The sequence below is a fragment of the Pseudomonas pharyngis genome, assembly GCF_021602345.1.
Classification (GTDB): domain Bacteria; phylum Pseudomonadota; class Gammaproteobacteria; order Pseudomonadales; family Pseudomonadaceae; genus Aquipseudomonas; species Aquipseudomonas pharyngis.
On the sequence record NZ_BQID01000010.1, the window covers coordinates 182,896 to 195,680 of the forward strand.

Annotated in this window: 13 protein-coding genes; all 13 read right to left on the reverse strand. The window is 59.7% G+C overall.

The genetic code is table 11. From position 1 onward, the window contains the following. Positions 1-59: 59 nt before the first annotated feature. Positions 60-686: a ribonuclease HII gene (gene rnhB / locus L6D74_RS21215; protein ID WP_039769682.1), complete on the reverse strand. Its 627-nt coding sequence runs from the start codon at positions 684-686 to the stop codon at positions 60-62. Between the two features lie 11 nt (positions 687-697). Further along, positions 698-1,828, reverse strand: a complete 1,131-nt coding sequence (gene lpxB / locus L6D74_RS21220; protein ID WP_039769681.1) for a lipid-A-disaccharide synthase — start codon at positions 1,826-1,828, stop codon at positions 698-700. Between the two features lie 2 nt (positions 1,829-1,830). After that, positions 1,831-2,607, reverse strand: coding sequence for an acyl-ACP--UDP-N-acetylglucosamine O-acyltransferase (lpxA, locus tag L6D74_RS21225; protein ID WP_039769679.1), 777 nt, complete (start codon positions 2,605-2,607; stop codon positions 1,831-1,833). After that, positions 2,604-3,044, reverse strand: coding sequence for a 3-hydroxyacyl-ACP dehydratase FabZ (gene fabZ, locus L6D74_RS21230; RefSeq protein ID WP_003222142.1), 441 nt, complete (start codon positions 3,042-3,044; stop codon positions 2,604-2,606). The genes lpxA and fabZ overlap by 4 nt, the downstream gene beginning before the upstream one ends. Positions 3,045-3,150: 106 nt before the next feature. After that, positions 3,151-4,206, reverse strand: coding sequence for a UDP-3-O-(3-hydroxymyristoyl)glucosamine N-acyltransferase (gene lpxD, locus L6D74_RS21235; protein ID WP_236190256.1), 1,056 nt, complete (start codon positions 4,204-4,206; stop codon positions 3,151-3,153). Positions 4,207-4,209: 3 nt separating this feature from the next. After that, positions 4,210-4,713, reverse strand: a complete 504-nt coding sequence (locus L6D74_RS21240; RefSeq protein ID WP_003222140.1) for an OmpH/Skp family outer membrane protein — start codon at positions 4,711-4,713, stop codon at positions 4,210-4,212. A gap of 45 nt (positions 4,714-4,758) precedes the next feature. Continuing rightward, a complete protein-coding gene (gene bamA / locus L6D74_RS21245; protein ID WP_039769675.1) occupies positions 4,759-7,149 on the reverse strand; it encodes an outer membrane protein assembly factor BamA in 2,391 nt (796 codons plus the stop codon). Positions 7,150-7,223: 74 nt separating this feature from the next. Further along, positions 7,224-8,576 carry a sigma E protease regulator RseP gene (gene rseP, locus L6D74_RS21250; protein WP_064593789.1) on the reverse strand — a complete coding sequence of 451 codons (1,353 nt, stop codon included), beginning with the start codon at positions 8,574-8,576 and terminating at the stop codon, positions 7,224-7,226. Between the two features lie 53 nt (positions 8,577-8,629). Continuing rightward, positions 8,630-9,820, reverse strand: a complete 1,191-nt coding sequence (ispC, locus tag L6D74_RS21255) for a 1-deoxy-D-xylulose-5-phosphate reductoisomerase (RefSeq protein WP_064593787.1) — start codon at positions 9,818-9,820, stop codon at positions 8,630-8,632. Continuing rightward, complete coding sequence (locus tag L6D74_RS21260; RefSeq protein ID WP_236190258.1) at positions 9,817-10,623, reverse strand: phosphatidate cytidylyltransferase; 807 nt, start codon at positions 10,621-10,623, stop codon at positions 9,817-9,819. Before L6D74_RS21260 ends, ispC begins: the two co-directional genes overlap by 4 nt. Continuing rightward, positions 10,623-11,378, reverse strand: coding sequence for a polyprenyl diphosphate synthase (uppS, locus tag L6D74_RS21265; protein ID WP_007954779.1), 756 nt, complete (start codon positions 11,376-11,378; stop codon positions 10,623-10,625). Before uppS ends, L6D74_RS21260 begins: the two co-directional genes overlap by 1 nt. A gap of 14 nt (positions 11,379-11,392) precedes the next feature. Further along, positions 11,393-11,950: a ribosome recycling factor gene (gene frr, locus L6D74_RS21270; RefSeq protein ID WP_011332684.1), complete on the reverse strand. Its 558-nt coding sequence runs from the start codon at positions 11,948-11,950 to the stop codon at positions 11,393-11,395. Continuing rightward, on the reverse strand, positions 11,947-12,690 hold the full coding sequence (gene pyrH, locus L6D74_RS21275; protein WP_011332683.1) for a UMP kinase: 744 nt from the start codon (positions 12,688-12,690) through the stop codon (positions 11,947-11,949). Before pyrH ends, frr begins: the two co-directional genes overlap by 4 nt. Between the last annotated feature and the right edge of the window lie 95 nt (positions 12,691-12,785).

The window sequence follows — 12,785 nt, forward strand, 5'->3', positions numbered from 1 at the left end:
ACATAGAGACAACAAGGCCCGGATTGTACCGGGCCCCGAAAAAAACATCAGCCTTGCCGCTAAACCTGCGTCAGGCCTTGCAGCGCTTCGTAAGCCTGACGCACCGGGGCAAACGAACGCCGGTGAATCGGCGTCGGCCCGAGGCGTGACAGCGCTTCCAGATGAACGGGGGTCGGATAGCCTTTATGGCCGCCGATGCCGTAACCCGGGTAGATCAATTCAAACGCCGCCATCTCGCGGTCGCGGCTGACCTTGGCCAGAATCGATGCCGCTGCAATCGCCGGCACCTTGCCGTCGCCCTGCACCACCGCTTCGGAACGCATCGGCAGTTTCGGGCAGCGGTTGCCGTCGATCATCGCCAGTTTCGGCTGGATGTGCAGGCCAGCGACTGCGCGTTGCATCGCCAGCATGGTGGCGTGAAGGATGTTCAGCTCGTCGATTTCTTCGACCTCGGCGCGGGCGATGCACCAGCTGAGCGCCTTCTCGCAGATTTCGTCGTAGAGCTTTTCGCGCTTGGCTTCGGTGAGTTTCTTCGAGTCGTTGAGACCGAGAATCGGCCGGTTCGGATCGAGGATCACCGCTGCGGTGACGACCGCGCCGCACAACGGGCCGCGACCGACTTCATCCACGCCGGCCACCAGTTCTTCGACTTCGGCGACCAGGGTGAAATCCAGGCCCATCTGCATGCTTGTCTTGCTCATCGTGTTTGCCCGATCAGGTTCAGAACGGCGTCAGCCGCCTGATTGGAAGCGTCCAGGCGCAGGGTGCGATGGATCTCGTCGAAGCCACGGGTCTGCTCTTCGCCACCGTCGATCAATGGCGACAGGGTCTGGGCAAGCGCCTCGACCGTCGCATCATCCTGCAACAATTCCGGCACCAGCAGTCGCTGGGCCAGCAGGTTCGGCAGTGAGACGTACGGACTCTTGACCATACGTTTGAGAATCCAGAACGTCAGCGGCGCAAGACGGTACGCCACGACCATCGGGCGCTTGTACAGCAGCGCTTCGAGGGTCGCTGTACCCGACGCGATCAGGACCGCATTGCACGCCGCCAGGGCCAGGTGGGATTTGCCATCGAGCAGGGTCACTGGCAGATCGCGGCCAGCCAGCAATTCTTCAAGCTGGGCACGACGCTCGGGGCTGGCGCACGGGATGACGAAACGCACACCCGGGCGCATGGCCCGCAAGCGCTCGGCGGTATCAAGGAACAACGCACCCAGACGGCTGACTTCGCCGCCCCGGCTGCCAGGCATCAATGCCACCAGCGGACCGTCCGGCAGACCGAGTTCGGCCCGCGCAGCAGAGCGATCGGCCTCCAGTGGAATGGTGTCGGCCAGTGTATGGCCGACGAACCGCACCGGTACGCCCTTCTCTTCGTAGAATCTGGCTTCGAACGGCAGCAGCGTGAGCATCAGGTCGCAGCCTTCGCGGATCTTCAGCACCCGCTTCTGCCGCCACGCCCACACCGACGGGCTGACGTAGTGCACGGTCTTGATTCCGGCCTGACGCAGCTTGAGTTCGATATTGAGGTTGAAATCCGGTGCGTCGATGCCGATGAACACATCCGGTTTTTCAGCGATAAGCGTGGCGATCAGGTCTTTGCGGCGCTTGAGCAGTTCACGCAAGCGTCCCAGGACCTCCACCAGGCCCATGACCGACAGACGCTCCATCGGAAAATAGGAAGTCAGGCCTTCGGCCTGCATCAGCGGGCCACCGACACCGATGAACTCCACCGCAGGGTGCTGTGCCTTGAGGGCCCGCATGAGGCCTGCGCCCAGAATGTCACCGGAAGCCTCCCCCGCCACCAGCGCAATACGCAGATTGGCCATGGTCAGCGGGTGATGCCGCGGGTCGACGACTGGATGGAGTCACGAAACATCGCGACCTCCGGGAACTGGGCGGACGGCTCGGCCAGTTCGGCCAGCGCCTGCTCGACGGTCAGGCCCTGGCGATACACCGTTTTGTACGCACGTCGCAGCGCGTGAATGGCGTCTTCGCTGAAACCGCGACGACGCATGCCCTCGAAGTTCATGCTGCGCGCTTCGGCCGGGTTGCCGAATACGGTGACGAACGCCGGGACGTCCTTGCCGATCGCCGTACCCATGCCGGAAAAGCTGTGGGCACCAATGTGGCAGTACTGATGAACCAGGGTGAAACCGGACAGGATCGCCCAGTCATCAACGTGCACATGGCCGGCCAGCGCGGTGTTGTTGACCAGAATGCAGTGGTTGCCGATGACGCTGTCATGTCCAATGTGGGCATAGGCCATGATCAGGTTGTGATCACCCAGAGTCGTTTCGGAACGATCCTGAACGGTACCACGGTGGATTGTCACACCTTCACGGATGACGTTGTGGTCACCGATCACCAGACGGGTTTCTTCGCCCTTGTATTTCAGGTCCGGCGTGTCTTCGCCTACCGAGGAAAACTGGTAGATGCGGTTGTGCTTGCCAATACGGGTCGGACCTTTGAGGATCACGTGTGGCCCGATGACCGTACCCTCGCCGATTTCCACACCTGCACCGATGATCGACCACGGGCCGACCTCGACGCCTTCAGCCAGGACGGCCGACGGATCGATGATTGCGCGAGGGTCAATCAAACTCATAGCTTGCGTTCCGCACAGATGATTTCAGCAGAGCAGACCGGCTTGCCGTCGACCGAAGCCTGGCATTCGAACTTCCAGATCTGACGCTTGCAGCTGATGAACTTGGCTTCGAGGATCAACTGATCCCCCGGCAGCACTGGCTGGCGGAAACGCAGTTTGTCGGAGCCGACAAAGTAATAAAGGGTGCCGTCGGCCGGTTTCACGTCAAGCATCTTGAAACCGAGGATCCCGGCAGCCTGAGCCATGGCTTCGATAATCAGCACGCCCGGCATGATCGGGTGCGCTGGGAAGTGACCGTTGAAGAACGGTTCGTTGATGCTGACATTCTTGTAGGCGCGAATGCGCTTGCCTTCCGTATCCAGCTCCACTACCCGGTCCACCAGCAGGAACGGGTAACGGTGAGGCAGGTATTCGCGAATCTCGTTGATGTCCATCATTTCGGGGGGAAGCCTATGTAAAGATTGGGAGCGCGACTGACGCGCACTCCTCTAGCAAATCAAGGAGGCAGTCCAGAGGCTGTGCACACTTGATATGGAAATGGTATCAGCCTTCAGATGAAGCATTACCGCCAGGGGTCACTTCCCCGGAGCGCTTTTCCAGCTGTTTCAAACGTCGCGCGATGTCATCGAGCTGACGAATACGGGCCGCGCTTTTGCGCCATTCGGCCGCCGGTTGCATGGCTGTGCCGGAAGAATAGGCACCCGGCTCGGTAATCGAGTGGGTCACCATGGTCATCCCGGTCAGGAATACGTTGTCGCAAATATCGATGTGCCCTACCAGGCCAACACCCCCGGCGAGCATGCAGTGCTTGCCGATTTTGGTGCTGCCGGAAATCCCCACGCACGCGGCCATGGCGGTGTGGTCACCGACCTGCACGTTGTGGGCGATCTGAATCTGGTTGTCGAGCTTCACGCCATTGCCGATCACGGTATCGGCCAGCGCACCGCGGTCGATGGCGGTATTCACGCCAATCTCCACATCGTCACCGATGGTCACGCCACCGATCTGGGCAATTTTCTGCCAGATGCCCTTCTCGTTGGCGAAGCCGAAGCCTTCACCGCCAAGTACGGCACCAGACTGGATCACCACCCGCTTGCCGATCCGCACATCGTGATACAGCGTGACTCGCGGGGCCAGCCAGCCGCCCTCGCCGATTTCACTGCGCGCACCGACAACGCAATGCGCGCCGAGTGTCACATCCGCGCCAATTCGAGCACCGGCTTCGATCACCACGAAGGGACCGACACTGGCGCTCGGATCGACCACGGCATCCTCGGCAATCACTGCCGTCGGATGAATGCCGGCAGCGGCCTTGGGCTTCGGATCGAACAGATGGGAAATGCGTGCGTAAGCCAGGTACGGATCCGGCACCACCAACGCATTACCGGCATAACCTTCCGCGTCGGCAGCCTTGAGCAACAGGGCTGCGGCCTGCGAGCCAGCCAGGTATTTACGGTATTGGGGGTTTGCCAGAAAGCTCAACTGAGCTGGGCCAGCCTCCTGCAAGGTGGCTAGCCCAGTGATTTGCTTCTCGGGGTCGCCACTCAGGGTGGCGCCGAGGAACTCGGCCAACTGGCCGAGCTTGATAGTCACGGTCATGGGTTACTTCAGCTGATTCATGCGCTCGATAACCTGGCGCGTGATGTCGTACTGAGGTTTGACATCGATCACTGCGCCACGCTCGAACACCAGGTCAAAACCACCTTTCTTGATGACTTCTTCCACTGCGCTATCCAGTTTCGGCTTCAGTTGCTTGAGCATTTCGCGGTCGGCAACAGCCTTGGCTTCGTTCAGCTCCTTGGACTGGAACTGGAAGTCACGAGCCTTTTGCTTGAACTCAAGCTCCAGACGCTCGCGCTCGCCTTGCTGCATCTTGTCGCCACCGGCCATCAGACGATCCTGAATGCCCTTGGCACTGCTTTCCAGGGTCTTGAGCTTGGTCAGTTGCGGGCCAAACTTCTTCTCGGCATCCACGGCGTACTTCTTCGCCGCGTCGGATTCCAGCAGAGCCATCTGATAGTTCAGGACGGCGATTTTCATGTCGGCAAATGCCGGGCCTGCCACCAGTACGGAGGCCAGGAGAACCAATTGAGTCAACTTACGCACGATGCACTCCTACAAAATCCATTGTCGTTGTCTTGGGTCAGACGCTTAGAACGTCTGGCCCAGGGAGAATTGGAACACTTGAGTTTCAGCTTCATCCGGTTTCTTGATCGGCATCGCCAGTGCAAAGCTCAGCGGGCCCAGTGCGGTGACCCAGGTCACGCCGACACCGACGGAACTGGCCATGTTGCTCAGACTGATGTCGTTGCACTGAGTGGCAGAAGTCGAGCCGACAGTCGCGTTGGTAGTCTTCTCGCACTTGGAGTCAAATACGTTACCCACGTCCCAGAATACCGAAGTACGCAGCGAACGCTGATCCTTGACGAATGGCAGCGGGAACAACACCTCGACACCACCCTGGATCAACACGTTGCCACCGAACGGCAGCGGATCCTGATCCGGGTCACGCAACGTACCGGCGTTACCGGTCACACCGGCGCCACGACTAGGGGTACTGCGTGGACCCAGCGTGCTGTCTTTAAAGCCGCGGACCGAGTTGAAACCACCAGCATAGTAGTTTTCATAGAACGGCAAGCCGTCGGTCGAACCGTAACCATCGCCATAGCCCAGCTCGGTGTGCAGGCGCATGGTGTAGTTCTCGCTCAAAGGCTGGAACAACTGGCCACGGTAATCGAGCTTGAAGAACGACAGATCGCTGCCTGGAATGGTGGTTTCCAGGGTCAGGCTCTGGGAACGACCACGGGTTGGCAGCACACCCTTGTTCAGGGTCGACTCGGACCAGCCGGCCGAAGCCTTGAAGTTCAGGTAGTTGTCGCCTTCACGCTTAACGAAGTCGAAAATCTCGTCAACGGTGTACTGGCCGGTCTTGATCTTGTCCTGCTGAGCGGACAGGCCGAAGGTCAGACGCGAAGTCTCGCTGATCGGGTAGCCCACGTTCACGCCGGCACCCAGGCTGTCTACCGCATAGCTCGCTACGTCGACATCGAGGTCTTTGTAGTCGGTGGTGCGATAGAAAGCGTTGTAACCCAGGCTCACGCCATCGGCGGTCCAGTACGGGTCAACGTAGCCGAAGTTGTAGCGGCTCTGGTATTCGCTGCGGGTCAGGCCGACGCTGACGCGGTTACCGGTACCGAGGAAGTTGTTCTGGGTGATCGAACCACCGAGGATCAGACCGGCACTCTGGGCGAAACCGACGCTGGCGGTGATCGAACCGGAAGCCTGCTCTTCAACGCTGTAGTTCACGTCAACCTGGTCATCGACACCTGGCACAGCCGGGGTCTCGACGTTGACTTCTTTAAAGAAGCCCAGACGCTCCAGACGGGTCTTGGACTGGTCGATCAGGTAGGTCGAAGCCCAGCCACCTTCCATCTGACGCATTTCACGACGCAGCACTTCGTCCTCGGACTTGGTGTTACCACGGAAGTTGATGCGGTTGACGTAGGCACGCTTGCCCGGATCGACAGCGAACAGGATATCGACGGTGTGATCTTCATCGTGCGGTTGTGGCACGCCGTTGACGTTGGCGAAGGTGTAACCCTCGTTACCCAGACGACGGGTGATCAGTTCGGAAGTGGTGGTCATCAGCTTGCGCGAGAACACCTGACCCTTCTGCACCAGCAACAGCGACTTGACCTGGTCCTCAGGGACTTTCAGGTCACCGCTGAGCTTGACGTCACGAACGGTGTACTTCTCGCCTTCATTGACGTTGACGGTGATGTAGACGTGCTTCTTGTCCGGGGTGATGGACACCTGGGTCGAAGCGATATCCATGTTGATATAGCCACGGTCCAGGTAGTAGGAACGCAGACGCTCCAGGTCACCGGACAGTTTTTCACGGGCATACTTGTCGTCGTTCTTGAAGAACGACAGCCAGTTGGTGGTTTTCAGTTCGAACAGGTCGGTCAGGTCTTCCTCGGGGAAAACCGTGTTGCCCACCACGTTGATGTGCTGAATGGCGGCGACGGTGCCTTCGTTGATCTTCACTTTCAGGCCGACGCGGTTGCGCGGCTGCGAGACCACTTCGGTATCGACGGTAGCCGAGTAACGACCTTGTGCAACGTATTGACGTTGCAGCTCGTTACGCACGCCTTCGAGGGTCGCGCGCTGGAAGATCTCGCCTTCGGCCAGACCGGATTGCTTGAGGCCTTTCATCAGGTCTTCGGTGGAGATCGCCTTGTTGCCTTCGATCTCGATGCTGGCGACCGAGGGACGCTCGACGACCGTGATCACCAGAACGTTGCCTTCGCGGCCCAGCTGGATATCTTGAAAGAAACCGGTTTTGAACAGCGCACGAGTGGATTCCACCAGGCGACGATCATCCGCCTGCTCGCCGACGTTCAACGGCAAGGCACCAAAGACGCTACCCGCGGAGACCCGCTGGAGGCCATTGACGCGAATATCAGAGATAGTGAAGGACTCGGCGTGAACTTCGGCGATCATCAATACGGTGAGAACCGCAGTTAGCAGCAGACGTTTCATGAAGTCCTTTCTTATTCCAACTGGCAATAAACAAACTGCCGCAAAATGCGGCAGATTCGCAATTCAGCGAAGCGTTACAGACGACCCAGATCGTTGACCAGAGCAAGCAACATCACCCCGACCACCAAGCTGATACCGATCTGTATCCCCCAACCTTGCACCCGATCCGACAAGGGACGACCACGCGCCCACTCGATCAGATAAAACAACAAATGCCCCCCATCCAGTACAGGAATGGGCAGCAAATTCAGAACCCCCAGGCTAATACTCAGATAAGCAAGGAAATTCAGGAAATCAGCGACGCCCGACTGGGCAGAAGCGCCCGCCACTTTAGCAATGGTTATCGGTCCACTCAAGTTTTTTACCGAGAGCTCGCCGAAGAGCATTTTCTTCAGTGAATCCAGCGTCAGTACGCTCATGGTCCAGGTACGACGGGCACCCTCGCCAATCGCCGCCAAAGGCCCGTAACTGACCTCGCGAATCATTTCCGGCGGCCAGTCGACAGCCTTCACGCCCGCCCCAAGGTAACCGCTTGGCGACTTTTTATCGCCACGCGCAGCCAATGTCACAGGGACGTCGATTTGAACACCGTCGCGCTCGACGCGCAGCACGATTTTGGTATCAGGACGCGTACGAACGGTATCGACCACCTGCTGCCAGTCATCCAGCGCCTTGCCATCCAGTTTCAGCAGACGATCGCCGGTTTTCAGCCCGGCTGTCTGGGCCGGGCCTTTCGGATCAAGTTCAGCCAGCACCGGCGGCAATGCCGGGCGCCAAGGACGAATACCGAGGGAGCGAATCGGGTCCGGCTCGTCAGCCCCTTTGAGCCATTTATCAAGCGCCAGCTCACGAGGCGAGTCAGCCGTGGAGCCCGGCTCGCGCACCATCAATTGCAGTGAGCCACTTTCCCCCAGGCGTCGCACCAACTGCAGGTTGACCGCAGCCCAGCCCGAGGTCGGCTCTCCGTCGATGGCGACGATCTCCTGACCGGCGCTCAGCCCAGCCGTTGCGGCGATGCTGCCGGACTCCACCGAACCGATGACCGGACGAATCTGCTCGCTACCGAGCATGGCCAACACCCAGAAGAACACCAGCGCGAGCAGGAAGTTGGCCACAGGGCCGGCCGCGACGATGGCGATGCGCTGACGCACGGACTTGCGATTGAATGACTGATGAAGCTGATCGGCCGGCACTTCGCCTTCGCGCTCGTCGAGCATCTTGACGTAGCCACCCAGCGGAATCGCGGCGACTACAAACTCCGTACCCTGCTTGTCGTGCCAGCGCAGCAGCGGCATGCCGAAGCCAACGGAGAAACGCAGAACCTTGACGCCACAGCGACGCGCGACCCAGAAGTGGCCGAATTCGTGAAAGGTGACCAGCACACCCAGAGCGATCAGGGTGCCGGCAATCATATAGAGCGCGCTCATCTACTTTCTCCGCAATCCTGTCCAGTGCCGCGTGAAGCCATGTATTGCAAGACCTATCGGCCGTGACGACTCAACCACTGCCCGGCCAATGTCCGGGCGGTTGCATCAGCGGCGAACACCGCATCGAGATCATCCAGCGCCACCACAGGCTCGAGATTCAAGACTTCCTCGATGATACTCGCGATTTCCAGGTAGCGAACCCGTCCGTCGAGAAACGCGGCAACCGCCACTTCATTCGCCGCGTTGAGCATGGCCGGGGCACTGTTTCCCGCCTCGGCGGCCTGCCGCGCCAGGCGCAGGCACGGGAAACGCTCCTCGTCGGGAGCTTCGAAATCCAGGCGCGCCACAGCGAACAGATCCAGCGGCGCCACGCCCGAATCAATGCGCTCTGGCCAAGCCAGGGCGTTGGCAATCGGCGTGCGCATATCGGGATTGCCCAACTGCGCCAGCACCGAGCCGTCCACATAATCGACCAGCGAGTGAATCACGCTTTGCGGGTGAATCACCACTTCGACTTGCGATGGCTTGGCATCGAACAACCAGCAGGCCTCGATCAGTTCGAGCCCCTTGTTCATCATGCTGGCCGAATCTACCGAAATCTTGCGCCCCATGGACCAGTTCGGGTGCGCACAGGCCTGATCCGGTGAAACATGCGCCAGTTCGGCCATCGGCGTTTGACGAAACGGACCACCGGAAGCCGTCAGCAAAATCCGACGGACCCCAACGTTACTCAGCCCGCGAGCAAAGTCCTGCGGCATGCACTGAAAAATCGCGTTGTGTTCGCTGTCGATCGGCAACAGGACCGAACCGCTCTTGCGCACGGCCTGCATGAACAAGGCGCCGGACATGACCAGCGCTTCCTTGTTGGCCAGAAGAATCTTCTTGCCCGCCTCGACTGCCGCAAGAGTCGGGCGCAGGCCGGCAGCGCCGACGATGGCGGCCATGACGGCATCCACCTCGGGTGCCGCAGCGACCTGACACAATCCTTCCTCGCCGACCAGCACCTGCGTCGGCAGGCCCGCGGCTCGTAAATCATCCTGCAGGTTGCGAGCGGCGCCGACCTCCGGCACTACTGCATATTTAGGAAGATGACGGACACACAGGGCAAACAGTTCGCTCAGGCGGGTAAAACCGCTCAGGGCGAAGGCCTGATAACGCTCCGGATGCCGGGCGATGACATCCAGGGTGCTCAGACCGATCGAACCGGTCGCGCCCAGGACGGTAATCTGCTGTGGGCGACTCACGACGCCGCCATCCACAACAGCACCGCGAATACCGGGATCGCCGCCGTCAGGCTGTCGATGCGATCCAGTACACCACCATGGCCGGGCAGCAGATTACTGCTGTCCTTGATGCCGGACTGGCGCTTGAACATGCTTTCGGTCAGATCGCCCACCACCGAGATGAAGACAATCACCGCCGCACCGATCAAACCCTTGAACAGTTGTGCCACCGTCCAGTCACGGAACAGCGCGACCAACGTGGTGATGACCAGACTTAACGCCAGACCGCCATACACGCCCTCCCAGCTTTTGCCGGGACTGACTTGCGGAGCCAGCTTGCGCTTGCCGAACGCACGACCGGAGAAGTACGCCCCGATATCAGCCCCCCAGACCAGCACCATCACCGCCATGATCAACCAGTTACCGAGCGGGTATTGCTTGATCAGCATCAGCCCTTGCCAGGCAGGCAACAGAATCAGCAAACCGATTACCAGCTTGGCGGCGGCGCTGGACCAATGCTCGCTGGAGCGCGGGTACGTCAGCACCAGCCAGGTCGCCAGCCCCCACCAGATCACCGACGCGCCCAGCACCCATGGTGCCAGCCCCGGCAGGATGTACATGACGAACAGCATCAGCGCGACCACCGCCGCGTAGCCGACACGGAATGCCTGCGCGGTGAAGCCGGCCAGGCGTGCCCACTCCCAGGCACCCAGACTCACGACCAGCCCGATGAACAGGGCAAAACCGGACCCTTCGAGCAGGAAAAAACCACCCAGGGCGATCGGCAATAGAATCAGTGCAGTGATGATGCGTTGTTTAAGCATTAAACCCGGGCTCCAGCTTCGACCTGCTCGCTCGTTTTACCGAAGCGACGCTGGCGCAAAGCGAAATCGGCCAGCGCATTGCGCATGGCTTCGTGTTTGAAGTCCGGCCAGAACAGGTCGGAGAAGTACAACTCGGCGTAGGCCAACTGCCACAAGAGGAAGTTGCTGATCCGATGCTCGCCGCCGGTGCGGATGCACAAATCAGGCAACGGCAGATCACCAGTGACCAGACAGGTCTGCAGCAGATCCGGGGTGATGTCTTCCGGCCGCAAATGCCCGGCCTGAACCTCACGCGCCAGACGCTGTGCCGCTTGCGCAATGTCCCACTGACCGCCGTAGTTGGCAGCGATTTGCAGGATGAAACGGTTGGCACCGGCGGTCATCGCTTCGGCTTCACGCATGGCTGCCTGAAGCTCGGGATGAAACCGCGTACGATCACCAATGATGCGCAGACTGATGTTGTTGTCGTTCAGGCGCTTGGCCTCACGACGCAACGCCTTGAAGAACAGATCCATCAAGGCGCTCACCTCATCGGCCGGGCGCTGCCAGTTTTCACTGGAAAAAGCGAACAGGGTGAGCACCTCGACCTTGGCCTCGGCACACACCTCGATCACCGCCCGTACAGCGTCCACGCCCGCTTTATGCCCGGCGACACCCGGCATGAAGCGTTTTTTCGCCCAGCGATTATTGCCATCCATGATGATCGCGACATGGCGCGGCACCGCGGACGGCGCAGTCTGCTTGGTCTTGTCCATTTAAAACTCGACCCTTATACGGCCATCAGGTCTTTTTCTTTCTCGGCCAGCTTGGCGTCGATTTCAGCCACGAACTTCTTGGTCAGATCGTCGATCTCGCCGGCTGCGCGACGCTCTTCGTCTTCACTGATTTCCTTTTCCTTGACCAGATCCTTCAGGGAGCTGTTGGCATCGCGACGGATGTTGCGCACGGCAACACGAGCGTCTTCAGCCACATCACGCGCCTGCTTGGTGAAACCGCGACGGGTTTCTTCAGTCAGGGCCGGCATGCTGATCAGCAGCAACTCACCCAGGTTAGTAGGGTTCAGGTTCAGACCTGCACTGCCGATGGCCTTGTCCACGGCACCCAGCATGTTGCGCTCGAACGCAACGACTTGCAGGGTACGGGCATCCTTGACGGTGATGTTGGCCACTTGTTTGATCGGGGTATCAGCGCCGTAGTAAGGCACCATCACGCCTTCCAGGATGCTCGGGTGCGCCTGACCGGTGCGGATACGGCCGAAGTTGTGAGCCAGGGACTCAACGGACTTCGTCATGCGCTCTTTAGCGTCTTTCTTGATTTCGTTGATCATTGTTGGACTTCCTCGATCAGAGTGCCTTCAGCGCCACCATGCACGATGTTCAGCAGGGCGCCCGGCTTGTTCATGTTAAATACGCGCAGCGGCATCTTGTGATCGCGGCACAGGCAGATAGCCGTCAGATCCATTACACCCAGCTTGCGATCCAGTACTTCATCGTATGTCAGATGATCGAACTTCTCGGCATGCGGGTCTTTGAACGGGTCAGCGGTGTAGACGCCATCGACCTTGGTCGCCTTGAGCACGACATCAGCGTCGATTTCAATAGCGCGCAGGCAGGCTGCCGAATCCGTGGTAAAGAACGGATTGCCGGTACCGGCCGCGAAGATCACCACGTCCTTGGAGTTCAGGTGGCGCATGGCCTTGCGACGGTCATAGTGATCGGTTACACCGACCATGGAGATGGCCGACATCACGATGGCGGAGATATTGGCACGTTCCAGCGCGTCGCGCATGGCCAGGGCGTTCATCACAGTGGCCAGCATGCCCATGTGGTCGCCCGTGACCCGATCCATGCCGGCCTTGCTCAGCGCTTCACCGCGGAACAGGTTGCCACCGCCGATCACCAGACCGACCTGAACGCCGATGCCGACCAGTTGGCCGACTTCCAGCGCCATGCGATCGAGCACTTTCGGATCGATCCCGAACTCTTCCGAGCCCATCAGGGCCTCGCCGCTAAGCTTGAGTAGAATGCGTTTATAGCGAGCCTGATAACCACTGCCCTGCTGAGCCATTGCGAATCTCTCCTGCGGCGTATTTTAAAAATTCTTTGCGAGCTGTTTACAGCTGGCGTTCACTCTAGCTTGGCGCTGCTTCAGCGCCATCGGAA

Excerpts from the sequence above, each read along its gene's own strand:
- rnhB (WP_039769682.1), bottom strand. The coding sequence starts at position 686 with ATGCAGATGGGCCTGGATTTCACCCTGGTCGCCGAAGTCGAAGAACTG.
- lpxB (WP_039769681.1), bottom strand. The coding sequence starts at position 1,828 with ATGGCCAATCTGCGTATTGCGCTGGTGGCGGGGGAGGCTTCCGGTGAC.
- lpxA (WP_039769679.1), bottom strand. The coding sequence starts at position 2,607 with ATGAGTTTGATTGACCCTCGCGCAATCATCGATCCGTCGGCCGTCCTG.
- fabZ (WP_003222142.1), bottom strand. The coding sequence starts at position 3,044 with ATGATGGACATCAACGAGATTCGCGAATACCTGCCTCACCGTTACCCG.
- lpxD (WP_236190256.1), bottom strand. The coding sequence starts at position 4,206 with ATGACCGTGACTATCAAGCTCGGCCAGTTGGCCGAGTTCCTCGGCGCC.
- bamA (WP_039769675.1), bottom strand. The coding sequence starts at position 7,149 with ATGAAACGTCTGCTGCTAACTGCGGTTCTCACCGTATTGATGATCGCC.
- rseP (WP_064593789.1), bottom strand. The coding sequence starts at position 8,576 with ATGAGCGCGCTCTATATGATTGCCGGCACCCTGATCGCTCTGGGTGTG.
- L6D74_RS21260 (WP_236190258.1), bottom strand. The coding sequence starts at position 10,623 with ATGCTTAAACAACGCATCATCACTGCACTGATTCTATTGCCGATCGCC.
- uppS (WP_007954779.1), bottom strand. The coding sequence starts at position 11,378 with ATGGACAAGACCAAGCAGACTGCGCCGTCCGCGGTGCCGCGCCATGTC.
- frr (WP_011332684.1), bottom strand. The coding sequence starts at position 11,950 with ATGATCAACGAAATCAAGAAAGACGCTAAAGAGCGCATGACGAAGTCC.
- pyrH (WP_011332683.1), bottom strand. The coding sequence starts at position 12,690 with ATGGCTCAGCAGGGCAGTGGTTATCAGGCTCGCTATAAACGCATTCTA.